Below are 23,768 nucleotides of genomic sequence, written 5' to 3' on the forward strand. Positions count from 1 at the left end.
CGACGAACTCTGGCTGGTGCTGGTGGACGCCTCCGCCTCCACCCGCCGCCACGGTTCACTGTCCCAGGCCAAGGGCCTGCTGGCCGGCCTGTTCGAAAGCGCCTACCGCCAGCGCGCACGCCTTGCCGTACTCCACGCTACCGGACGCCAACCGAAGTGGCTCTGGCAAGGCGGCAAGGCCTCCCCCGCTCTGCACCACTGGCTCGCCGAACTCGGGGCCGGCGGCGGCACCCCGTTGATCGAAGCGCTGCAACAGGCCGGCATTTGGCTGGAACGCCGGCAACGACAGAAACCGGCGGAACAGCAGCGCCTGCTGATCATTACCGATGGGCGATTGAAGGACTGGCCAGCGTTGGAGCCGCTGGGGTGCCCGGCGCTGCTGGTGGATATCGAGGGGGGGCCGGTCAGGCTGGGTAGGGCCAAGAAGCTGGCGGAAGAGCTGGGCGCCGAGTACCGGGGCATCTCCGAGCTGTGAATCGATGGGTATCGCGGAGCTCCACCCATCCTGCGCAGCGGCCCCAAGGATGGGTGGAGTGCAACGATACCCATCTGACAGACCTCATGGGTATCGCTGGGCTCGCCCGTGCTACGACCGCATCAACAACTCCGGCACCGGCTGCCCTTCGACGATGCGTTCCTGCACCAGCCTGGCCACATCCTCGGTAGTGCGTATGCGGTACCACTCCCCTTCCGGATACAGGCTCGCGGTCGGGCCGTCGTCGCAGGGGAACTGGCATTGAGTGCGGGTGATGTGCACGCCGCCTTCGCATTCCAGCTTGCCGGCGGCCTTGAGTTGCTCGCGCAGGCCCTTCCACAGCGGCAGGGCTCCACGGCGGGTGCAGCGGGGGCCGTTGCACAGCAGCAGGCGGCGGGCATGGGGCGGGATGCAGGACCAGGAATGGTGCTCCGGCAGCTGCGTTACACCGACGCACGCCAGATGCAGCTCAGGGCGCCCGACCAGGGCGCAGGCGGCGCTGGCCGGGTCGGCGTCGTACTGGCCGAGCAGGCTGGCGGCGAAGAGCTGCTCGGGCGCCTCCAGCTTGCCCAGTTCGCTGCGCAGCCAGTCGAGGTGCTGGCTGCTGGATTGCGGGTCGAGGTCGATCACCAGCAGCGGGCGTTCGCTTTGCTGCACCCGTTGCCAGAGGCCGTCGTAGCCGGAACTGGTATCCACCAGGTCGGCCAGCGCCGCGTCGCCGCGCAGGGCGACGAGCTGGCGGCGGAAGAGTTCGGCGAAGGAGCCTTCGCCAAGGTCCGGCCCGGCGAACAGTACACGGGCGTAGGGGGTTGTACTCATGGGGATTCCAGGTAGGTCGTGAGGGCCGGCCAGAGGCTCTCGACGGAGGCGAATTCGCGGGCCACGGGCGGCAGCTCGGGGCGTTTCAGGATGAGCACCGGCAGCCCCAGTTCACGGGCCACCTGCAGCTTGGGCTCGGTGGACTGGCTGCCGCTGTTCTTGCTGATCAGCACGTCGCTGCGCAGGCGGGCGAACAGCTCGCGCTCGCCGGAGAGATCGAAGGGGCCGCGCGCGCCTATGACCTCCGCGCGCTCGGTGCCGGGCAGGCTCTGCAGGCAGCGCACCGTCCAGTGCTGGTGTGCGGGGATTTCCTGCAGGTGCTCCAGGGGCTCGCGGCCAAGGGTGAAGAAGGGCCGATGGAAAGGCGCCAGGGCCCCGATGAGTTCGCCCCAGTCGACCACCTCGCGCCAGTCGTCATCGGGACCGGCCTGCCAGCCAGGGCGGCGCAGGGCCCAGCAGGGGACGCCGGCGAGCGCTGCGGCAGCCGCCGCGTTGTGGCTGATCTGCGCGGCATAGGGGTGGGTGGCATCCAGCAGCAGGTCGATGCCTTGCTCGGCGATGAAACGCGCCAGGCCCTCGGCGCCACCGTAGCCGCCGACGCGCACCTGGCAGGCGAGGTCCTCGGGCACCTTGCCGAGTCCGGCCAGGCTGTAGATGTGGTCAGGGCCGAGCCGGCGGGCGATGGCCAGCGCCTCGCTGACACCGCCCAGCAGGAGGATGCGTTTCATCGGTGCTCCAGCGCCTCGCCGACTATGTTGCCCTGGCGGTCGATGGCGAAGACTTCGAGGACCACCTGGGGCGGAACTATCTTGCGTGCGAAGGCCAGGGCGCGCGAGCAGACCGCATCGCCAAGCCGGACGCCAGCCCTGCTTGCCAAGGCCAGGGCCTGCTGGCTGGTGTTGGCTTCGCGCATGGCCTGTTGCAGCTCGGGTGAGGCGCCGATCTCGCCGGCCCAGGCGGCCAGTTGCGGCAAGTCGATGCTGGAATGGCGACTGTGCAGGTCGAGGTGACCGGCGGCGAGCTTGCTGATCTTGCCGAAGCCGCCGCACAGGCTGAGCTTGTCCACCGGCGCCTTGCGCAGGTGCTTGAGCACGGCGCCGACGAAGTCGCCCATCTCGATCAGGGCGGTGTCGTCCAGGTGGTAGCGCTGGCGCATGGCGTCTTCGCTGGCATTGCCGGTGCAGGCGGAGAGATGGGTGAAGCCGTTGGCACGGGCCACGTCTATACCCTGGTGGATGGAGGCGATGTAGGCCGAACAGGAGAACGGCCGGACGATCCCGCTGGTACCGAGGATGGACAGCCCGCCGAGAATGCCCAGGCGCGGGTTCATGGTCTTCAACGCCAGCTCCTCGCCGCCCTGCACGCAGATGGTTACCTCGAAACCGCCGGCATAGCCGCGCTCGGCGGCGAGCTGGGTGAGGTGGCTGGTCATCATCTGTCGCGGCACCGGATTGATCGCCGGCTCCCCGACCGCCAGGGTCAGGCCCGGCTTGGTGACGGTGCCGACGCCGGGACCAGCGTGAAAGCGCACGCCGGGTTCGGCGGCCAGGCGGACCTCGGCGTATATCAGGGCGCCATGGGTTACGTCCGGGTCATCGCCGGCATCCTTCAGGGTGCCGGCCTCGGCGCCGCCCTCGATCAGCCGGCAGAACTCCAGGCGCATCAGCACCTGCTGGCCCTTGGGCAGGGTGATCTCCACTGCGTCCAGCACCGCCCCGCCCAGCAGCAGGCGCGCCGCCGCCAGGCTGGTGGCGGTGGCGCAGCTGCCGGTGGTGTAGCCGCTGCGCAGGGGCGCGGGTTGTTCGGGGGTTTCGTCACGCATGTTCAGCAGCGCTCGGACAAGTTCCCTCGCCCCCTTGGAGGAGAGGGTTAGGGAGAGGGGGTAATCTTCGCTCGGTGGCGGGCATCGGCCCCTCTCCCCCAGCCCCTCTCCCTGAAGGGCGAGGGGAGAAAAGCAGCGCCGGAGTCATGGCTTCACCACCTCCAGCAGGGTAATCGGCAGCGCCGAGCGCCAGGTGTCGAAGCCGCCCAGCGGCTGCGCCTGGGCGATGGCGATGCGGGTGAGTTCACCGTCGTGAGCCTCGCGGAAGGCCACCAGCGTGGCTTCGCTCTGCAGGGTCACGGCATTGGCCACCAGCCGGCCGCCAGGCTTGAGCTGGCGCCAGCAACTGTCCAGCACGCCAGGCTCGGTGACGCCGCCGCCGATGAAGATGGCATCCGGTGCGGGCAGGCCTTCCAGCGCCGCCGGGGCCTGGCCAGCCACCAGTTGCAGGGCGGGCACGCCGAGGGCATCGCGGTTGTGCTGGATATGCCCCTGGCGACCTTCATTGGCCTCGATGGCGATGGCGCGGCAGCGGGGGTGCGCACGCATCCACTCGATGCCAATGGAGCCGCACCCTGCGCCCACGTCCCAGAGCAGCTCGCCCGGCCGTGGCGCCAGTCGCGCCAGGGTGATGGCGCGCACGTCGCGCTTGGTCAGCTGGCCATCGTGGCGGAAAGCGTCGTCGGGCAGGCCGCTGGTCAGCGGCAGCGCCCGGGCGCCTTCGCCGGTCCGGCATTCGATGGCCACCAGGTTGAGGTCGGCTGCGTCAGCCAGGGACCAGTCACTTGCGATGCCGTCGATGCGCCGTTCGCGTTCGCCGCCCAGGTGCTCCAGCACGGTCAGGCGGCTGGGGCCGAAACCGCGCTCGGCCAGCAGCGCGGCGATGGCCGCCGGGCTGCCGCCGTCGTTGCTCAGCACCAGCAGGCGCGCGTCGGCATGCAGATGGGCATTGAGCGCCGCCAGGGGCCGGGCCACCAGCGACAACAGGGTCACCTCCTGCAGCGGCCAGCCCAGACGGGCGGCGGCCAGGGAACAGGACGACGGTGCCGGGATCACGCACATTTCCTCGCTCGCGACCTGACGGGCCAGGCTGGCGCCGACGCCGAACAGCATGGGGTCGCCGCTGGCCAGCACGCAGACCGGCGTACCACGCTTCTCCAGTACCGGCGCCAGGGAAAAGGGGCTGGGCCAGGGCGTGCGGCGGGCGCGGATGCAGTGGGGCAGCAGGTCGAGCTGGCGCGGGCCGCCGACCACTTCGACGGCGCCGAGCAAGGCATGGCGCGCGGCCTTGCCCAGGCCGGCGTAGCCGTCTTCGCCTATTCCCACCACCGTCAGCCAGGGCTGCATTGCACCGTCCTCATTTCCGAAAACGCCAGGGCCATTCGGCTTCCGACAGGCAGCCTTTTCATAGGTCCGGGCAAAGCGGGCATAATAGCGCCCTTCATCGGTCGCTGGCGCTCACCTGACAAGCTCCAGCCTAAGAGGGAACACGGTCGAGCCGTGGCTGCCCCCGCAACTGTAAGCAGCGAGTCCATGCAATCGAGGCCACTGATGCAAATCGGGAAGGCCGCAGAGGATGACGACCTGCCAGCCAGGAGACCTGCCGATGGGACCAGTCGCGTGTGTACGCATCGAGCGGGGTGTATCGGTGCAACGTTCTCCCTGACGCAGGGAAACCGGGTCGCCGCGACGCCAACCATGGTGACCAGTTGAAGCACGCCCAGCCCACAGTCATGTCCGTTCGCCCCTCGGCCTGCCCCGGGCTGCTGCGCATCGTCCAGGCGAAGGACGGCGGCATCTGCCGCATCAAACTGCCCTGCGGCCGCCTGAGTGCGGCACAGGCCCGTGCCGTGGCGGCTGCCGCCAGCGCCCATGCCAGCGGCCTGATCGAGGCCACCAACCGTTCCAACCTGCAGATTCGCGGCGTTCGCGCCGGCGCCGAGCAGGCGTTGATCGAGGCCCTGCTGGCCGCTGGCCTGGGCGCGGACACGCCTGGCGCCGACGATGTGCGCAACCTGATGGTCAGCCCCCTCGCCGGGCTCGACACATCCGCCCCTGTGGATACCTCGCCGCTGGCCGACCAGTTGCTCGCCCTGCTGCAGGGCAAGCCGAAGTTCCATGCCCTGTCGCCCAAGTTCGCTCTGCTGCTGGACGGCGGCGAAGCCATGGCGATGCTGGAACACCCCCACGATATCTGGCTGGCGGCCATGGGCCGGGGCGAGGACGCCCTGTTCGCCTTCGGCCTCGCCGGCTGCCCGCCGCAATCGATCGGCGATGCGCCCGCCCTGGCCGCCGTGCGTCGCGCCCAGGTGCCGGCGCTGGTGGAAGCCCTGCTGGACCTCTTCCTCGAACTGGCGACACCGGAGCAGACGCGCATGCGCCACCTGCTCGCCGGGCATCCGGAAGGCGACCTGCTGCTGCGCCTGCAGCAACGCCTCGACCGGCCCCTGTTGCCCGCTGGCGACTGGCGCCGCCCTGCCCCGCAGGCCTTTGCCCACCTGGGCATCAACGGCCAGCGCCATGTCGGCGGCGCACCTGCCCTGGGCCGCCTGGATTCGGCACAGCTCACCGCCCTGGCCGAACTGGCGGATGCCCAGGGCGATGGCAGCCTGCGCCTGACGCCCTGGCAATCCGTGCTGCTGCCGAACTCCCGGAATCCCGACGCCTGCCTTCGCGCCATCCGGAACCTTGGCCTGACCACCGACGCCCGCGAGCCGCTGGCGCGGCTGATCGCCTGCACCGGCTCGGCCGGCTGCGCCAAGGGCCTGGCCGACACCAAGGCCGATGCCCTGGCACTGGCCCCATTGCTGCCAGCCGGAGCGGTGGCGCACCTCAGCGGCTGCCCGCGCTCTTGCGCCGCCGCCCATGTGGCGCCGCTGACCCTGCTGGCCGCGGGCCCAGGCCGCTACGACCTCTACCAGCGCGGTGGCGCCGGCTTCGGCCGGCTGCTGGCGCGCGACCTCAGCATCCAAGAGGCCGGCGAATGGCTGGCCGCCTCTCCTGACACCTGGAGTTCCCCCAAATGATCGAGTACATCCGCGATGGTCAGGAGATCTATCGCAACTCCTTTTCCATCATCCGCGCCGAGGCCAACCTCGCCGGCATTCCCGCCGACCTGGAAAAGCTCGCGGTGCGGGTGATCCACGCCTGCGGCATGGTCGACGTGGTCGACGAGCTGCGCTTCTCCCCCGGTGCCGGCTTCGCCGGCCGGGCCGCCCTGGCCGCCGGTGCGCCGATCCTCTGCGACGCGCGCATGGTGGCCGAGGGCATCACCCGCGCACGCCTGCCGGCGAACAACCGGGTCGTCTGCACCCTGAATGACCCCAGCGTCCCGGAGCTGGCCCGCGAACTCGGCAACACCCGCTCGGCGGTCGCCCTGGAGCATTGGCGCGAACACCTGGAAGGCAGCGTGGTGGTGATCGGCAACGCCCCTACCGCGCTCTTCTACCTGCTGGAAATGCTCGATGCGGGCGCGCCGAAGCCGGCGCTGATCCTCGGCTTCCCGGTGGGTTTCGTCGGCGCGGCGGAATCCAAGGAAATGCTCGCCGCCGACAGCCGCGGCGTGCCCTACGTGATAGTGCGCGGCCGTCGCGGCGGCAGCGCCATGGCGGCGGCGGCGGTCAATGCCCTCGCCACGGAGGTGGAATGATGAGTTCCGGCAAAGGACGGCTGATTGGCCTGGGCGTCGGCCCCGGCGACCCGGAACTGATCACGGTCAAGGCCCTGCGCCTGCTGCAAGCGTCGCCCGTGGTCGGCTACTTCGTGGCCAAGGCGAAGGCCAGCCAGGGTCAGGGCGGCAACGCCTTCGGCATCATCGAGCAGCACTTGGCGGAGACCCAGCAACGCATGCCGCTGGTCTACCCGGTGACCACCGAGAAACTGGAACCGCCACTGTCCTACGAGACCGTGATCAGCGACTTCTACGACACCGCCGCCGAGCAGGTGGCCCGGCACCTGGAAGCCGGCCGCGACGTGGCGGTGATCTGCGAAGGCGACCCCTTCTTCTACGGCTCCTACATGTACCTGCACGACCGCCTTTCCAGCCGCTACGAGGTGGAAGTGGTGCCGGGCGTCTGCTCCATGCTGGGCAGCGCGGCGGTGCTCGGCGTACCGCTGGTGTACCGCAACCAGAGCCTCTCGGTGCTCTCCGGCGTGCTGCCCGAGGATGAGCTGAAGGACCGCCTGCGCGACGCCGAAGCCGCTGTAGTGATGAAGCTCGGCCGCAATTTCGACAAGGTGCGCCGGGTGCTTCAGGAGCTCGGTATCGCCGGCCGCGCGCACTATGTGGAGCGCGCCACCATGGCCAACCAGCGCATCGTGCCGCTGGACGAGGTGGACCCCATGGCCTCGCCCTATTTCTCGATGATCGTCATCCCAGGCGAGAAGTGGAGGGGTTGATGCTGCGCGAGATGCCCCTGTTCGTAGGGTGCGCCACGCGCACCAATGGCTCCCGGTGCGCACGGCGCACCCTACCTGTGGAACTCGACCATGCATAACCCACCGGCCATCGTCCTGCTCGGCAATGGCGGCCTGGCCACGGCCCGGCGCATCCAGGCGCTTTATCCACAGGCGCGCATCCTCGGCCTGGAGCAACGGGTGGAAGGCGCCGACCAGAGCTACGCCGAATTCGGCGAGACCTTGCGCAGTCTCTACCGCAGCGATACCCCGATCATCGCCCTGTGCGCCGCTGGCATCGTCATCCGCACCCTGGCGCCGCTGCTGGCGAGCAAGGGCGCGGAGCCGCCGGTGCTGGCCCTGGCCGAAGACGGCAGCGCGGTGGTGCCGCTGCTCGGTGGCCTGGGCGGGGTCAACCGCATGGCGCGGGAGATCGCCGCCGCCCTGGACGTGGCGCCGGCCATCACCACCAGCGGCGAACTGCGTTTCGGCACCTGCCTGCTGGACCCGCCGGCGGGCTACGCCCTGGCCGATATCGAACAGGGCAAGCGCTTCGTCTCCGACCTGCTGGGCGGTGAGACGGTGCGCGTGCAAGGCGACGCACCCTGGCTGGAGGCGGCACGCCTGCCGCTGGCCGACGAGGCGCAGCGGATTATCCACATCACCGCGCAAGAGCGCCCGGCGCAGCGCCACGAGTTGCTGATCCATCCCCGCGTGGCCGTGGCGCGGATCGATGGCACCGCCAGCTGCGACTCAGTGCGTCAGGCGCTGTCCAGCGCCGGCCTGGCGCCGCTGTCCCTGGCCTGCCTGCTGGCGGATCGCGAACGCATGACCGATGCCGGACTCCGCGACGTGGCCACGGAACTGGACGTGCCGCTGCGCTTCATCACCGACGACAACACCCTGCCGCCCCTGCACCAGCAACTGGACGGCATTCGCCTCTACCTCGCCGCCGCGCCGCTTGAACCGGCCCGCATCGGCCAACCGCGCGGCCGCCTGACGGTGGTCGGCCTCGGCCCCGGCGCCGCCGAGTTCATGGTGCCGGCCGCGCGCCAGGCGCTGGACGAGGCCGAGGACCTGCTGGGTTACGAAACCTATATCCGCATGGCCGGCCCGCTGCGCCCCGACCAGGTGGCGCACTGCACCGACAACCGCGAGGAACTGCAACGCGCACGCCACGCCTTCGAACTGGCGGCCAGCGGCCGCCGCGTGGTGGTGGTGTCCTCCGGCGACCCCGGCGTGTTCGCCATGGCCGCCGCCGTGCTGGAAGCCCTGGACGAATCCCGTGACGCGGACTGGCTGCGGGTGGAGCTGCAGGTATTCCCCGGCGTGTCCGCCGCCCTCGCCACCGCTGCCAAGGCCGGCGCACCGCTGGGCCATGACTTCTGCCTGCTGTCGCTGTCGGACAACCTCAAGCCCTGGGACGTGATCGAGCAGCGCCTCGACCACGCTGCCGCCGCCGACCTGGCCATGGCCTTCTACAACCCCATATCCCGGGCACGCCCCTGGCAACTGGGTCGCGCCCTGGAAATCGTCGCCCGCCATCGCACGCCGGAAACGGTGGTGGTGCTGGGGCGCGACATCGGCCGTCCGGCGGAGAAGCTGACCCTCACCAGCCTGGGCGACCTGACCCCGGAGCAGGTCGACATGCGCACCCTGGTGATCATCGGCTCGTCCCTGACCCGCCGCGTGCCCAGGGGCAATGGCGAGGACTGGGTGTACACGCCGCGCTGGTATCGCTGAACTCGACCTACACGGCCAGTTGCCGCCGGTAGGCTTCAGCCCACCGGCGAACCCCACCGCGTGCGGAAAAATTCCGACGTTTGTATCGGAGACGACACACGACCGAGGTTGCAAAAGCCCCGGCGCATCATGAAAATGCGACTAATTTTCATTTGTTATCGCATCTCGCGGTGGCCCTCATGTCGTCTCCCCACCTCACCGTCCAGGCGCTGTACAGCGAGCATCACGGCTGGCTGAAGAACTGGCTGCGCAGCAAGCTGGGCAATGCCGCCGATGCCGCCGACCTGGCCCAGGACACCTTCCTGCGCCTGCTCGGCAGAAGCGACAGCCTCGACTTGCGCACCCCGCGCGCCTTCCTGCGCACCGTGGCCCGCGGCCTGGTGATCGACCACTGGCGCCGCGAGGAACTGGAACGCGCCTACCTCGAAGCCCTGGCCCTGCTGCCCGAGGCCGAAGCGCCCTCGCCCGAGTCCCGTGAGTTGATCCTTGAACTGCTGGAACGCATCGCGCTGATGCTCGACCGCCTCAAGCCCAAGGCGCGCACCGCCTTCCTGCTGGCCCAGTGCGAAGGCCTGACCCACAAGGAAGTCGCCGCGCAGATGGGCATTTCCCTGCGTTCGGTGGAGCGCTATGTGGCTGACGCCCTCTACCAGTGCTACCTGCTGCGGTTCGACGAATGAGCGCCCCGGGCAAAGCCGCAGCTCCCGACGAGCAGGTGGTGCGCCAGGCCATCCACTGGATGGTGCGCCTGCGCGGTAACGGCGATGCCGAGCTGCAAGGAGCCTGCGAGCACTGGCGCGGACTCAGCGCCGACCACGAACTGGCCTGGCAACGGGTGCAGCAACTCGAGCGTGAATTGGGGGTGGGCCTGAAAGCCATGCCCGGCGCCAGCGCGGTTCTGGACAATGCCCGCGCGAAGCTGCGTCGGCGGCAGGCGCTGAAGCTGCTGTCCGGCGCCGCCGTGACGGGTACTGCGCTCTGGCTGACCCGCGACATCACGCCCTGGGAGCGCCTGACCGCCAACCTGGCCACCGCCACTGGCGAGTGCCGCAGCCTGGACCTGGCCGACGGCACCCGCCTGCAAGTGAACACCGACTCGGCGGTGGATATCCGCTTCGGTGCGCAGCAGCGGCTGCTCGACCTGCGGCGCGGGGAAATCCTGGTCAGCGGCCCGGCCCAGGGCCTGCCCCTGCGTGTGCGCACCGACCACGGCCTGCTGGAGGCCCGGGCCTCGCGCTTCGTGCTGCGCCAGGGCAAGGGCGCCTCGCGTGTCAGCGTGCTGCAGGGCAGCGTGGCGCTGAGCCCGGCAAGCGGCCTGTCTCGACAGATGGCCGAGGCCGGGCAGAGCTTCGACCTGTCCCGCACGGGCATCCTGGCGGTGCCTCAGTTGGATATGGAAGCCGGCGCCTGGGCCGAGGGCCTGATCGTCACCCGCGACATGCGCCTGGCGGACTTCCTCGCCGAAGTCTCGCGCTATCGCAACGGCCGCCTGGCCTGCGCCGAAAGCATCCGGGACCTGCGCCTGTCCGGGGTGTTCCGCCTCGACGATACCGACAAGCTGCTGGCCCTGCTGCCGCGCACCCTGCCCGTGCAGTTGAACTACCGCACGCGCTGGTGGGTGACGGTGGAGGCCAGGGCCTGACAACCCGGCAGGGCCTCGCTCTTCCTGTGGGGGCGAATTCATTCGCTATGCAGGCCGCAGGCCTGCCTTTGGGATTGCCCAAGGGGCAGCTGCGCTGCCCTCAGCGAATAAATTCGCCCCCACAAATCTGATGCCTCAACAGGCATTCCACCGATCTTCAAGATTTTTTGGCGGTTTTTTCCACCCGCCCCGGCAAGGGAATGAATCCCATTAACCTTTGCCGATCCCCACGGATGCATCCATGACCGCACCACGCGCTTCCCGCCTCGCCTTCGCCATTCGTGGCGCCCTGCTCTGTGCCGGCCTCGCCGCCCCGGTGCTGCCCGCCGGCGCCATCGCCGCAGAAGCGGCCGCTGTCGCCAGCCGTAGCTACGCCATTCCCGCCGGGGCCCTGGATGAGGCGCTGAACCGCTTCGCCCGCGAAGCCGGCATCAACCTATCCGCCACCCCGGCGCAGACCCGTGGCCTCAGCACCCAGGGCCTGAACGGCAGCTGGTCGGTGGAAGCCGGCCTGGCCCAGCTTCTCGGCGGCACCTCGCTGCAAGCGGAGAACCTCGGCGGCGGCAGCTTCGTGCTGCGCGAAGTACCGGCCGGCAGCGCGCTGGAAGTGCCGACGACCCAGGTGTTCGCCCTGGGCAACGCGCTGGGCAGCGAGGACGGCTACCTGGCCACCCACAGCCAGATCGCCACCAAGACCAGCAAGTCGCTGATGGAAACTTCCCAGAGCGTCTCGGTGATCACCCGCGAGCAGATCGACGACCAGGGCTCGAAGACCGTGCAGCAGTCCATGCGCTACACCCCCGGCATCTTCACCGGCCAGGTGGGCGCCTCGAACCGCTACGACTACGTGGTGATGCGCGGCTTCGCCGACAACAGCGTGGACAACATCTACCTCGACGGCCTGAAGACCATGGGGGACAGCGGCACCTTCAGCTCGATGCAGATCGATCCCTACTTCCTCGAGCGCATCGACGTGCTCAAGGGCCCCTCCTCGGTGCTCTACGGCCGCAGCCTGCCGGGCGGCCTGGTGGCGCTGACCAGCAAGAAGCCGCTGTACGAGGACTACCACCAGTTCCAGGCCATGGTGGGCAACATGAACCAGAAAGGCGTCGGCTTCGATTTCAGCGGCCCGCTGGATGACGAGAAGCGCATCGCCTACCGCCTGGTGGGCCTCGGCAAGGGCGGCGACACCCAGTTCGATCACACCAAGGACGAGCGCTACGCCATCGCCCCGACCCTGGCCATCGATTTCAGCGAAGACACCACCCTGACCCTCCAGGGCTATCTGCAGCACGACCCTAACGGCGGCTATCACAGTGGCGTGCCGGCCGATGGCAGCCTGCTCCAGCACAACGGCCGGCGCATCGATCGCGAGTTCTTCGACGGCGAACCCGGGCTGGACGATTTCGACCGCACCCAGCGCATGTTCGGCTATCAGCTGGAACACCGCTTCAACGAGGTCTGGACCGCGCGGCAGAACGTCCGCTACCTCTCCGCCGACGTCGACCTGTCCCAGGTCTACGGCTACGGCTGGACCGCGCCGGACAGCAATGAGCTGAACCGCTACTTCACCGGCGCCCGCGAGGAGCTGGAGGCCTACATCATCGACAACATGGTGCAGGCCGAATTCGACTGGGGCAGCGCGCGCCACACCCTGCTCACCGGCCTCGACTACCAGCGCCGCAAGACCCATGTGGACTGGACCTCGGGCGTCTCCACGCCGCTTGACGCCTTCGACCCGGTGTACGTCAACGAGACCCTGACCTTCCTCAGCGAAGACAACCACACCCGCCGCCTGGAGCAGACCGGCCTGTACATGCAGGACCTGATCGACCTCAACCGCTGGCGCTTCTCCCTTGGCGTGCGCCAGGACTGGGTGGACGTCTCCGACGAGAACCGCACCACCAACACCAAGAGCGACGAGCAGTGGAGCAAGTTCACCGGCCGCGCCGGCGTGCTCTACCTGTTCGACAACGGCATCGCGCCCTACATCAGCTATTCCGAGTCGTTCAACCCGAACGCTTACTCGGATGCCGCCGGCAAGGCCCTGGAACCCACCGAGGGCAAGCAGTGGGAAGCCGGCCTGAAGTTCCAGCCGCAAGACAGCAACAGCATGTACACCGCCTCGGTGTTCCACATCACCCAGCAGAACGTCGCCTCCAAGCTGCCCCAGGACAACTTCTTCACCTCGGTGGGCGAGGTGCGCTCCCAGGGCATCGAGCTGGAAGCCCACACCCAGGTCAGCGAGAACCTCAAGGTGCTGGCCAGCTACACCTACACCGACATCACCTACGCCAAGTCGCTGGACGGCAACCAGGGCAATACCCCGAACCAGGCGCCCGAGCACATGGCCTCCATCTGGGGTGACTACAGCTTCAACGCCGGCGCCCTCGACGGCCTGCACACCGGCCTCGGCGTGCGCTACGTCGGCAAGACCTGGGCGGACAAGGAGAACACCCTGCACGTGCCCTCCTACACCCTGGTCGACGCCCTCATCGGCTACGACCTCGGCAAGCTGGGTATGCCAGGCCTTGACCTCAGCCTGAACGCCAATAACCTGTTGGACGAGGACTACGTGGCGTCCTGCTATAGCCTGGACTTCTGCTACTTCGGCGAGAAGCGCAACGTGACGGCGACGCTCAGCTATCAGTTCTGACGCCCACGCAATATGAGGTGCGCACAGCGCACCCTACCGGGCACGATCTCCGCGTAGGGTGCGCCGTGCGCACCAGATTTCCCGCCCGCAAAAAAACGGCGCACTCGTGGTGCGCCGTCACTGCGAAGCTGCAGTTCAATTCGTGGGGAGTAACCGGAGCCTCGCTTGTGGCAGGGGCTCCGCATAGGGGGCCGCGCAAGGCAGCCACCACTATCGGGTTGGGCGGTTCAGAGCACCGGGGTCAGTACCTCGCCCTTGTCGAGAAAGGCCCGCAGGTTGGCGAACACCAGTTCCTCCATCTGCAGGCGGGTATCAATGGTGCCACTGCCGATATGCGGCGCCAGTACCACATTGTCCAGGCCATATAGCGCCTCCGGCACCCGCGGCTCGGCCTCGAACACATCCAGGCCGGCACCGCCCAGGCGGCCCTCAGTGAGTGCCGCGACCAGGGCCTGTTCATCCACCACCGAGCCACGCGAGACGTTGATCAGGATGCCCTCCGGCCCCAGGGCGTCGAGCACCGCCGCCGAGATCAGGTGATGGGTGGCGCCTCCGCCGGGGCAGGTCAGCACCAGGAAGTCGGCCCAGCGCGCCAGCGCCAACAGGTCCGGCTCGAAACCATAAGGCGAATCAGCAACTGCGCGGCGGTTGTGGTAGCGCACCGGCATGTCGAAGCCGCCGGCGCGCCGCGCCACGTCCTTGCCGATGCGGCCGAGGCCGACTATCCCAAGGCGCTTGCCGCTGACCTTGCGCGCCAGCGGGAAGTGACCGGCAGACCAGAGGCCGGCGCGGACGAAGCGGTCCGCCGCACTGATGCGCCGCGCGCAGTCGATCAGCAGGCCCATGGCCAGGTCGGCGACGCAGTCGTTGAGCACGTCCGGGGTGTAGCTCACCTGGATGCCGCGCTGGCGCGCCGGTTCCACCGCGATGGCGTCATAGCCGACGCCAAAGCTGCAGATGGCGCGGACATTGGGCAGGCGCTCGAGCATGGCGGCGGAGCAGCCGAAACGTGCGGAGGTGACTACCACCTCGAACGCCCCGCCGTGCTCATCGAGGAAGGCCAGGGCATCGCCCTGCTTCCACAGTTGCTGCGCGTCGTACTCGCAGGCCAGGCGCTGGTTGAAGCGCTCGGTCAACGGGCCGACATGAAGAATCCTGGGTTCCATCCGGCGTCTCCAGTTCGCTACGGGTAACTCAAGTTACCGGAGCGGGGTTGAACAGGGTCAGGTCGTTGTGCAGCCGGTGCACTTCGGCCCAGGTGTGTTTCCTGCCGCTGGCGACATCCAGGTAGTAGTGGAACAGCTCCCAGCCGAGTTCTTCCAGGGTCACCCGGCCGGTGGTGATGCGCCCGGCATCGACGTCGATCAGGTCGGGCCAGCGCTCGGCCAGTTGGGTGCGGGTGGAGACCTTGACCACCGGCACCATGGCCAGCCCGTAGGGCGTGCCGCGGCCGGTGGTGAAGACGTGCAGGTTCATCCCCGCCGCCAGCTGCAGGGTGCCGCAGATGAAGTCGCTGGCCGGGGTGGCGCAGTACTGCAGGCCCTTGCCGCGCACCCGTTCGCCAGGGGCGACCACGCCTGCGATGGCACTGTTGCCGGACTTGGCGATGGAGCCCATGGCCTTCTCGACGATGTTGTTCAGCCCACCCTTCTTGTTGCCGGGCGTGGTGTTGGCACTGCGGTCGGCCATGCCCCGGGCGAGGTAGCGGTCGTACCAGTCCATTTCCCGCACCAGCGCCCGGGCCACCTCTGGCGTCGCCGCGCGTGGGGTGAGCAGGTGGATGCCGTCGCGCACCTCGGTGTTCTCCGAGAACATCACGGTGGCACCGGCGCGCACCAGCAGGTCGGCGGCCACACCCAGGGCCGGGTTGGCGGTGACCCCGGAGAAGGCATCGCTGCCGCCGCACTGCATGCCCAGCACCAGCTCCGAGGCCGGGCAGGTTTCCCGGCGGCGCTGGTCGAGGACCTTCAGGCGGTCCTCGATCATGCCCATGATCTGCTCGACCATGCCGGCGAAGCCGCTGGCCGAGTCCTGCAGGCGGAACAACCAGGCTTCCTCGTCCTGGCCGGCGGTGAGGGCGTCGCCGGGCATCAGCTGCTCGGCCTGCAACTTCTCGCAGCCCAGGCCAATGACCAGCGCCTGGCCGCCGAGGTTGGGGTTGCGTGCGATGTTGTGCAGGGTGCGGATCGGGATCACCGCGTCTGGCGCATTGATGGCCACGCCGCAGCCGTAGCTGTGGGTCAGGGCGATCACGTCGTCGACATTGGGATACTTCGGCAGGACTTCCTCGCGCACACGGTCGACGCAGTGGTCGAGCACACCGGTGACGCACTGCACCGTGGTCGTCACGCCGAGGATATTGCGGGTGCCGACGCTACCGTCCGGGTTGCGGAAGCCTTCGAAGGTGTAGCCTTCCAGCGGCGCCATGGGCGGCGGCACGGCGGTGGCCATGGGCAGCTGGTCCAGCCCCGGCGCCTCGGGAATGCTCAGCAGCTCCTCGCGCACCCAGCTGCCACGGGGAATGGCTCGCAGGGCATGGCCGATGACAGTGCCATAGCGCAGGACAGCGCCGCCTGCGGGAATGTCCACCAGGGTGACCTTGTGGCTCTGGGGAATGGCTTCAGGGGTGACCAGGCCATCGGGGAACTGGCCGCCTTCGGCCACGCCCTGCTCGTTGACGACGATGGCGACATTGTCGTCCGGGTGCAGGCGCACATGGCGCGGGGAGTCCTGGTGTTGGATCAACTGCATGGCTGACTCCGTTGTTGTTCTGTTGTCTGTACTTCAGACCTGGGTAGGGTGGATCACGCTTCACCGATCCACCATCGGAGGTGGCATCGGCGGCGATGGTGGATATGAAAAGCCATATCCACCCTACATCTGTGGGAGCGAATTTATTCGCGATTGAAATCGCTCCCACCCCCCGACTAACGCACCAGGCACGGCCGCTTGTTGTTGAAGGTCCAGTTCGGCACCAGGTACTGCATGGCGATGGCGTCGTCGCGCGCGCCCAGGCCCTTGGCCTTGTACAGTGCGTGGGCACGGGCCAGCTCGTCCATGTCCAGTTCGACGCCCAGGCCTGGCTTCTCCGGCACCTTGACCTTGCCGCCGACGATGCGCAGCGGCTCCTTCGTCAGGCGCTGGCCGTCCTGCCAGATCCAGTGGGTGTCGATAGCGGTGATCTTGCCTGGCGCCGCCGCTGCGACGTGGGTGAACATGGCCAGGGAAATGTCGAAGTGGTTGTTGGAGTGCGAGCCCCAGGTCAGGCCCCAGTCATTGCACATCTGCGCGACGCGCACCGAACCCTGCATGGTCCAGAAGTGCGGGTCGGCCAGGGGGATATCCACAGACTGCAGGGAGATGGCGTGGCCCATCTGCCGCCAGTCGGTGGCGATCATGTTGGTGGCGGTGGGCAGGCCGGTGGCGCGGCGGAACTCGGCCATCACCTCGCGGCCGGAGTAGCCGTTCTCGGCGCCGCAGGGGTCCTCGGCGTAGGCCAGCACATGGTGCTGGTCGCGGCACAGGGCGATGGCCTCCTTGAGGGACCAGGCGCCGTTGGGGTCGAGGGTGATGCGCGCCTCGGGAAAGCGTTCGGCCAGGGCGGTCACCGCTTCGATCTCTTCCTCGCCGCGCAGCACGCCGCCCTTGAGCTTGAAGTCATTGAAGCCGTAGCGCGCGTGGGCGGCCTCGGCCAGGCGCACGACGGTTTCCGGGGTCAGCGCCTCCTCGTTGCGCAGGCGGAACCAGGCGTCGTCGGCCTCGGCTTCGCTGCGGTAGTCGAGGTCGGTCTTGTTGCGGTCGCCGACGTAGAACAGGTAGCCGAGCATCTCCACTTCGTCGCGCTGCTGGCCTTCACCGAGCAACGCCGCCACCGGCACGCCGAGGTGCTGGCCGAGCAGGTCGAGCAGGGCCGCCTCCAGCGCGGTGACGGCGTGGATGGCGATGCGCAGATCGAAGGTCTGCAGGCCGCGGCCGCCGGAATCGCGGTCGGCGAAGGCCTGGCGCACCTGGTTGAGCAGGCGCTGGTAGTGGCCGATGGACTGGCCCACCAGCAGCGCGCGGGCATCTTCCAGGGTCTGGCGGATGGCTTCGCCACCGGGCACTTCGCCGACTCCGACGTTGCCGGCGTTGTCTTTCAGGATCACCACGTTGCGGGTGAAGTACGGGCCGTGGGCGCCGCTGAGGTTGAGCAGCATGCTGTCCTGGCCGGCCACCGGTACCACGGTGAGTTCGGTGATGCGCGGGGTGCCGCTGGGCAGGTGTTGTTGAGTCATCTTGCAGTCCTTCTTCTCATTAACGGGCCGGGCTGGCGGCGGGCGCTTCGCCGGCTGCCTTGGCTTCAGGTTCGGGCTTTACGCCCTTGAGCTCTACACGTTTGATTTCGCCGACGATGAACAGGTAGCTGAAGGCGGCGAGGAAGGCGTTGATCCCCACGAACACCAGGGCCCACTTGAAGGAGCCGGTGCTGGCGATGATGTAGCCGATGACGATCGGGGTGGTGATGGACGACAGGTTGCCGCAGGTGTTGAAGATGCCACCGGCGAGGCCGGCGATCTGCCTGGGCGCGGTATCCGACATCACCGCCCAGCCGAGGGCGCCGATGCCCTTGCCGAAAAACGCCAGGGCCATGAAGCCCACCACCATCCAGTCGGCATCCACGTAGTTGCACAGGATCATGGTCATCGACAGCAGCATGCCGCAGACGATCGGGGTCTTGCGCGCCACGCTGAGGGAATGGCCGCGACGCAACAGCCAGTCGGACAGCACGCCGCCGAGCACACCGCCGATGAAGCCGCAGATGGCCGGCAGGGAGGCGATGATGCCCGCCTTGAGGATGGTCATGCCACGCTCCTGCACCAGGTACACCGGGAACCAGGTGAGGAAGAAGTAGGTAAGCGCGTTGATGCAGAACTGGCCCAGGTAGATGCCGGCCATCATGCGGTTGCTCACCAGTTGCTTGATGTGCTCCCACTTCGGCCCGTTGCCCGGCAGACGACGGTTCTGGTCCATGTCCACCAGGGCGCCGTTACTGGCCAGATGGTCGAACTCGGCCTGGTTGATCAGCGGGTGTTCCTTGGGGTTGTAGATGAACTTCAGCCAGACCCCGGAGAACAGGATGCCGATGGTGCCCATGACGATGAACACATGCTCCCAACCCAGGCTATGGACGATCCAGCCCATCAGCGGGGCGAAGATCACGGTGGCGAAGTACTGGGCAGAGTTGAAGATCGCCGAAGCAGTGCCGCGCTCGGCGGTGGGGAACCAGGCGGCGACGATGCGCGCATTGCCCGGGAAGGATGGCGCTTCGGCGAAGCCCACCAGGAAACGCAGCATGAACAGGGTCGCCACCGACCAGGCAATCGGCACCATGTCGACGAAGCCCTGCAGCAGGGTGAACACCGACCAGGTGAAGATGCTGAAGGCGTAGACGCGCTTGGAGCCGAAGCGATCCAGCAGCCAGCCGCCCGGAATCTGGCCGAGCACGTAGGCCCAGCCGAAGGCGGAGAAGATGTAGCCGAGCATGACGGCGTCGATGCCGAGCTCCTTCTGAATGGCGGAGCCGGCGATGGAAATGGTGGCGCGGTCTGCATAGTTGATCGTGGTCACCAGGAACAGCATGAGCAGGATCAGGTAACGCACACGGGTTTGCTTCAGTACTTCGCCCATGATTCTTCTCTCTGAATTGTTCTTGTCGAAGAGTTCGCGCGGCGGGCCGCGCGTGTCGTGTTGCATGCCGCAGGCAGCGGACCGGCTTCAGAACCTCGGCTTGGTGATCTTCCAGGCCGGGTCGTACTTGCGCATCTGCCGTGCGTCGTCGCGACTTCGGATATCGATGGACAAGAACTGCTCATGAAGTTTGGCCAGCTGATCCTGGTCCAGTTCCACACCCAGGCCCGGCGCGCGGGTGATGCTGACGCAGCCATTGCGGATCGGCAGCTTGCCGCCCTTGATGACTTCCTCGTCTTCCTCCTGCCAGGGGTAGTGGGTATCGCAGGCGTAAGAGAGGTTGGGCACGGCGGCGGCCACGTGGGTCATGGCCATCAGGCTGATGCCGAGGTGGGAATTGGAGTGCATGGAGACGCCCAGGCCGAAGGTGTCGCACATCCGCGCCAGTACCTGGGTGTCGCGCAGGCCACCCCAGTAATGGTGGTCGGCGAGGACGATCTGCACGCTGTTCAGCGCGACGCTGCGGCGGAATTCGTCGAAGTCGGTGACCACCATGTTGGTGGCCAGCGGCATCCCGGTGCGCTTGTGCAGTTCGGCCATGCCTTCCAGGCCGGGGGTGGGGTCTTCGTAGTACTGCAGGTCGTCACCCAGCAATTCGGCCATGCGCAAGGCGGTGTCCAGCGACCAGTTGCCGTTGGGGTCGATGCGCAGCGGATGGTTCGGGAACGCCTTCTTCAGCGCCTTGATGCAGGCTACTTCATGCTCCGGCGCCAGGGCGCCGGCTTTCAGCTTGATGCTCTGGAAGCCGTGGGCTTCGATCATCCGCGCGGCCTGGGCGACTATCTGTTCTTCGGAGAGGGCCTCGCCCCAGGAGTCCGGCGCGTAGGGCGCGTCGATGTGTTCGGCGTACTTGAAGAACAGGTAGGCGCTGAAGGGCACTTCGGTGCGCACGGCACCGCCCAGCAGGTCCACCAGGGGCATGTTCAGCGAGCGCGCCTGCAGGTCGAGGAAGGCGACCTCGAAGGCCGAATAGGCGTTGGCCACCTGCTTGCTCGGATGGGAGCCGGGCGCCAGCTCGGCACCGGCCTTCGCCGGCCCGAGGTCAGCAACCGTCTTGATGACCCGCGCGCGCAGCCCGTTGAGGTCGAAGGGGTCCAGGCCCACCAGGCTGTCCTGCATGGCCGTGAGGACGGCCAGTACCGGGGCGTCGCCGTAGCTCTCCCCGAGGCCGACGTAGCCGTTATCGCTTTCCACTTCGATGATCGAGCGCAGCGCGAAAGGCTCGTGGATGCCGCTGGCATTGAGCAGCGGCGCATCGCGGAAGGCGATGGGGGTGACTCTGACTCGTTTGATCTTCATGAATTCCTACCTGTGCTTGTTTTTATGCCGGTAGTCCATAAGGGTTCGCGGGGGCATCCATTTCCCCCGCGCTGGATCAGGCGCCGATGTAGCTGGTCTTCACCGTGGTGTAGAACTCCTGGGCATAGCGACCCTGCTCGCGCGGGCCGTAGGACGAGCCTTTGCGACCGCCGAACGGCACGTGATAATCCACGCCGGCGGTGGGCAGGTTGACCATGACCATCCCGGCCTGGGCGTGGCGCTTGAAGTGGTTGGCGTACTTGAGCGAAGTGGTGGCGATGCCGGCGGAAAGGCCGAACTCGGTGTCGTTGGCCAGCGCCAGCGCCTCTTCGTAGCTGGCGACGCGAATGACGTTGGCCACTGGGCCGAAGATCTCCTCGCGGCTGATGCGCATCCCCGCCTCGCTGTCGGCGAACAGCGCGGGGGCCATGAAGTAGCCCTCGGTGTCGCAGCTCACCCGCTCGCCACCGGCCACCAGGCGCGCGCCTTCGTCGCGGCCGATGTCGATGTAGCGCAGGTCCTGCTCCAGCTGGGCCTGGGACACCACCGGGCCGATGTCGATGCCGCTGCGCAGGGCATGCCCGACGCGGATGCCGCGCATGCGCTCGGCCATGGCCTCGACGAAGCGGTCGTGGATGCCGGCCGTGACGATCAGGCGGCTGCTGGCGGTGCAGCGCTGGCCGGTGGAGTAGAAGGCGCTCTGCACCGACAGCTCGACGGCGGTCTTGAGGTCGGCGTCGTCAAGGATGATCTGAGGGTTCTTGCCGCCCATCTCCAGCTGAACCTTGGCGCCACGGGCCACGCAGGTGGCGGCGATGCTGCGGCCGACGCCCACCGAACCGGTGAAGCTGATGCCGTCGACGCGGGCGTCGTTGACCATGGCCTCGCCGACGACACGGCCGCTGCCCATCACCAGGTTGAATACCCCGGCGGGGAAGCCGGCGCGGGAGATGATCTCGGCCAGGGCCCAGCCACTGCCCGGCACCAGGTCGGCGGGCTTGAACACCACGCAGTTGCCGTGGGCGAGCGCCGGGGCGATCTTCCAGGCGGGAATGGCGACGGGGAAGTTCCAGGGGGTGATCAGGCCGATCACGCCCAGAGGTTCACGAGTGACCTCCACCGACACGCCGGGGCGTACCGAGGGCAGCACCTCGCCGGCCAGGCGCAGGCATTCGCCGGCGAAGAACTTGAAGATGTTGCCGGCCCGGCTCACTTCGCCGATGGCTTCGGGCAGGGTCTTGCCCTCCTCCCGCGCCAGCAGCGTACCCAGCTCCTCACGGCGGGCAAGGATCTCGCTGCCCACCTTGTCCAGGGCGTCGGCGCGGGTCTGGATACCGGAAACGGACCAGGCCGGGAAAGCCGCGCGGGCCGCCTCGATGGCCTGGGCCACCTGGGCGGCGTCGGCCTGGGCGTATTCGCCCAGGCAGTCACTCAGGTCGGAGGGGTTGATGTTGCGCGAGTAGCCCGTGCCGGCCACCCATTCCCCGCCTATGTAGTTGTCGTAGCGTTTTTCAGTCACGAGCCTTCTCCTCGTTGCGGATCACTGCGCGCCCTGGGCGTCGATCAGCGCGGCGAGGCGCTCGTACTCGTCCGGCAGCAGGTCGGTCAGCGGAGCGCGGACCGGGCCGGCGTCATGGCCGACGATACGCGCGCCGGCTTTCACGATGCTGACGGCATAGCCCGCGCGGCGATTGCGGATTTCCAGGTAGGGCAGGAAGAAGTCATCGATCAGCTTGCCGACGGTGGCGTGGTCGTCTTCGGCAACGGCCTTGTAGAAGTCCATGGCGGTCTTCGGAATGAAGTTGAACACGGCGGAGGAGTAGACCGGCACGCCCAGGGCCTTGTAGGCCGCGGCGTAGACCTCGGCGGTGGGCAGGCCGCCCAGGTAGCTGAAGCGGTCGCCAAGGCGGCGGCGGATGGCGACCATCAGCTCGATGTCGCCCAGGCCGTCCTTGTAGCCGATCAGGTTCGGGCAGCGCTCGGCCAGCTGCTCCAGCAGCGCCGGGGTCAGGCGGCAGACGTTGCGGTTGTAGACCACCACGCCGATGTTCACCGACTTGCAGACCTGCTCCACGTGGGCAGCCACACCTTCCTGGCTGGCTTCGGTGAGGTAGTGCGGCAGCAGCAGCAGGCCCTTGGCACCGAGGCGCTCGGCTTCCTGCGCGTACTGGATGGCCTGGCGGGTCGGGCCGCCGACGCCGGCGAGGATCGGCACGCTGCCGGCGCAGGTGTCGACGGCGGTCTTGATGATGGCGGAGTACTCATCCGGCGCCAGGGAGAAGAATTCACCGGTACCGCCCGCGGCGAAGAGCGCCGAGGCACCGTAGGGAGCCAGCCATTCCAGGCGACGGGCGTAGGTGTCGGCGCGGAAGTTGCCGGCAGCGTCGAAGTCGGTGACGGGGAAGGACAGCAGCCCGGAGGAGAGGATGGACTTGAGTTCTTGTGGATTCATTATTCGAGCACCCTGCGAAGCGGTTTGAGTAACACCGGAGCATTCCGGATTGAGAGATACGTTATCGTACAACTTAAGAGGTTGCCAACCGCCGTTCATCCTCCTGTGCGCTCATCGCCCGCTATCGAAGCCTGAGGCGCCCTATCCGTTTCCATGCCTGGATACACCGTAATCCTGGCCTATGGCCCCGGCTTAGCTGGGTGTTGGATGAGTCGACGGCTGCGCGGACGACTGCAGCGCAGCCAGGTCTTTTGACCAGGACGACACCACCGGTCGTTCGCGACGATCCGAATAAGTTGTACGACAACATATAACAACAAATCTTGTAGGACAACTGCCCCGAGAGAAAAAGCTTCGCCTTGCCCTCCTCCCGCCGCGCGAGCCCGGGATCGCCACAGGCCTCGGCACATTGCGCTTGGCTATGTCTGCGTTAGCTGTTGCAGCACCGAATAGAAGCGTCTAGCACGGACCTTTCAAACCTGCGCACCGGCCTGATACCTCCCTCTCCCCCGGCCCCCGCCCTGCGCCCCACGCTCAGTCGCTCATCGGCACCGGAAGCGGTGCTTCCGACAGCGTGCCTCTTCGCCCCGGAGGGCGAGGGGTGACTCGCGCCTGACAGGACGCGGTAATCCTGACGCCTGCTCATTGCCTGAACCTGTGCAGAAGAGGTGGGCTGCGACTCTGCCCCGTCAGCAGGCCGAGCGGAAGCGTTGCGCAGGGGGACGAGCGGCATGGATG

General features: G+C 67.8%; 19 protein-coding genes and 1 riboswitch. Of the genes, 8 read left to right on the top strand and 11 right to left on the bottom strand.

Translation table 11 applies throughout. From position 1 onward, the window contains the following. The coding region (locus E8F11_RS00805) for a VWA domain-containing protein (RefSeq protein ID WP_280286904.1) at positions 1-475 on the top strand (475 nt) is incomplete at its 5' end. A 111-nt stretch (positions 476-586) separates the two neighbouring features. Here the strand turns inward: E8F11_RS00805 and E8F11_RS00810 are convergent. From E8F11_RS00810 to cbiE, 4 genes are all read right to left on the bottom strand, one after another. Further along, complete coding sequence (locus tag E8F11_RS00810) at positions 587-1,294, bottom strand: (2Fe-2S) ferredoxin domain-containing protein (RefSeq protein ID WP_280286905.1); 708 nt, start codon at positions 1,292-1,294, stop codon at positions 587-589. Next, positions 1,291-2,022 carry a cobalt-precorrin-6A reductase gene (locus tag E8F11_RS00815; protein WP_280286907.1) on the bottom strand — a complete coding sequence of 244 codons (732 nt, stop codon included), beginning with the start codon at positions 2,020-2,022 and terminating at the stop codon, positions 1,291-1,293. The genes E8F11_RS00810 and E8F11_RS00815 overlap by 4 nt, the downstream gene beginning before the upstream one ends. After that, positions 2,019-3,116, bottom strand: coding sequence for a cobalt-precorrin-5B (C(1))-methyltransferase (locus E8F11_RS00820; RefSeq protein WP_280286908.1), 1,098 nt, complete (start codon positions 3,114-3,116; stop codon positions 2,019-2,021). Before E8F11_RS00820 ends, E8F11_RS00815 begins: the two co-directional genes overlap by 4 nt. Positions 3,117-3,260: 144 nt before the next feature. Further along, a complete protein-coding gene (cbiE, locus tag E8F11_RS00825) occupies positions 3,261-4,463 on the bottom strand; it encodes a precorrin-6y C5,15-methyltransferase (decarboxylating) subunit CbiE (protein ID WP_280286909.1) in 1,203 nt (400 codons plus the stop codon). 81 nt (positions 4,464-4,544) lie between these two features. Next, a riboswitch (cobalamin riboswitch) is annotated at positions 4,545-4,739 on the top strand. A 110-nt stretch (positions 4,740-4,849) separates the two neighbouring features. On the opposite strand from cbiE, the gene cobG reads away from it, so the two are divergent. The 7 genes from cobG to E8F11_RS00860 all read left to right on the top strand — a co-directional run bounded on the left by cobG (position 4,850) and on the right by E8F11_RS00860 (position 13,552). Next, on the top strand, positions 4,850-6,142 hold the full coding sequence (cobG, locus tag E8F11_RS00830; protein ID WP_280286910.1) for a precorrin-3B synthase: 1,293 nt from the start codon (positions 4,850-4,852) through the stop codon (positions 6,140-6,142). Beyond that, positions 6,139-6,765 carry a precorrin-8X methylmutase gene (locus tag E8F11_RS00835; RefSeq protein WP_280286911.1) on the top strand — a complete coding sequence of 209 codons (627 nt, stop codon included), beginning with the start codon at positions 6,139-6,141 and terminating at the stop codon, positions 6,763-6,765. Before cobG ends, E8F11_RS00835 begins: the two co-directional genes overlap by 4 nt. After that, complete coding sequence (locus E8F11_RS00840; protein WP_280286912.1) at positions 6,762-7,514, top strand: precorrin-2 C(20)-methyltransferase; 753 nt, start codon at positions 6,762-6,764, stop codon at positions 7,512-7,514. The genes E8F11_RS00835 and E8F11_RS00840 overlap by 4 nt, the downstream gene beginning before the upstream one ends. A 90-nt stretch (positions 7,515-7,604) precedes the next feature. After that, positions 7,605-9,254, top strand: coding sequence for a precorrin-3B C(17)-methyltransferase (gene cobJ / locus E8F11_RS00845; RefSeq protein ID WP_280286913.1), 1,650 nt, complete (start codon positions 7,605-7,607; stop codon positions 9,252-9,254). Between the two features lie 179 nt (positions 9,255-9,433). Next, entirely contained in the window at positions 9,434-9,934 is a 501-nt protein-coding gene (locus E8F11_RS00850) for a sigma-70 family RNA polymerase sigma factor (RefSeq protein ID WP_280286914.1), read from the top strand. Next, on the top strand, positions 9,931-10,896 hold the full coding sequence (locus tag E8F11_RS00855; RefSeq protein ID WP_280286915.1) for a FecR family protein: 966 nt from the start codon (positions 9,931-9,933) through the stop codon (positions 10,894-10,896). Before E8F11_RS00850 ends, E8F11_RS00855 begins: the two co-directional genes overlap by 4 nt. A 241-nt stretch (positions 10,897-11,137) precedes the next feature. Beyond that, positions 11,138-13,552, top strand: a complete 2,415-nt coding sequence (locus tag E8F11_RS00860; protein WP_280286916.1) for a TonB-dependent siderophore receptor — start codon at positions 11,138-11,140, stop codon at positions 13,550-13,552. 227 nt (positions 13,553-13,779) lie between these two features. On the opposite strand, the gene E8F11_RS00865 is transcribed toward E8F11_RS00860, so the two are convergent. The 7 genes from E8F11_RS00865 to kdgD form a co-directional block, all read right to left on the bottom strand. After that, on the bottom strand, positions 13,780-14,718 hold the full coding sequence (locus tag E8F11_RS00865; RefSeq protein ID WP_280286917.1) for a 2-hydroxyacid dehydrogenase: 939 nt from the start codon (positions 14,716-14,718) through the stop codon (positions 13,780-13,782). A 28-nt stretch (positions 14,719-14,746) separates the two neighbouring features. After that, a complete protein-coding gene (gene garD, locus E8F11_RS00870) occupies positions 14,747-16,303 on the bottom strand; it encodes a galactarate dehydratase (protein ID WP_280286918.1) in 1,557 nt (518 codons plus the stop codon). A gap of 176 nt (positions 16,304-16,479) precedes the next feature. Then, positions 16,480-17,826: a glucarate dehydratase gene (gene gudD, locus E8F11_RS00875; RefSeq protein ID WP_280286919.1), complete on the bottom strand. Its 1,347-nt coding sequence runs from the start codon at positions 17,824-17,826 to the stop codon at positions 16,480-16,482. Positions 17,827-17,845: 19 nt separating this feature from the next. Next, complete coding sequence (locus E8F11_RS00880; protein ID WP_280286920.1) at positions 17,846-19,219, bottom strand: MFS transporter; 1,374 nt, start codon at positions 19,217-19,219, stop codon at positions 17,846-17,848. An 87-nt stretch (positions 19,220-19,306) separates the two neighbouring features. Continuing rightward, complete coding sequence (locus E8F11_RS00885; RefSeq protein WP_280286921.1) at positions 19,307-20,578, bottom strand: glucarate dehydratase family protein; 1,272 nt, start codon at positions 20,576-20,578, stop codon at positions 19,307-19,309. Positions 20,579-20,654: 76 nt separating this feature from the next. Next, positions 20,655-22,097, bottom strand: coding sequence for an aldehyde dehydrogenase family protein (locus E8F11_RS00890; protein ID WP_280286922.1), 1,443 nt, complete (start codon positions 22,095-22,097; stop codon positions 20,655-20,657). A gap of 21 nt (positions 22,098-22,118) precedes the next feature. Then, a complete protein-coding gene (gene kdgD / locus E8F11_RS00895; protein WP_280286924.1) occupies positions 22,119-23,030 on the bottom strand; it encodes a 5-dehydro-4-deoxyglucarate dehydratase in 912 nt (303 codons plus the stop codon). Positions 23,031-23,768: the final 738 nt, after the last annotated feature.

The sequence above is a fragment of the Pseudomonas sp. BN417 genome, from assembly GCF_029871205.1.
In the GTDB taxonomy this organism is placed as follows: domain Bacteria; phylum Pseudomonadota; class Gammaproteobacteria; order Pseudomonadales; family Pseudomonadaceae; genus Metapseudomonas.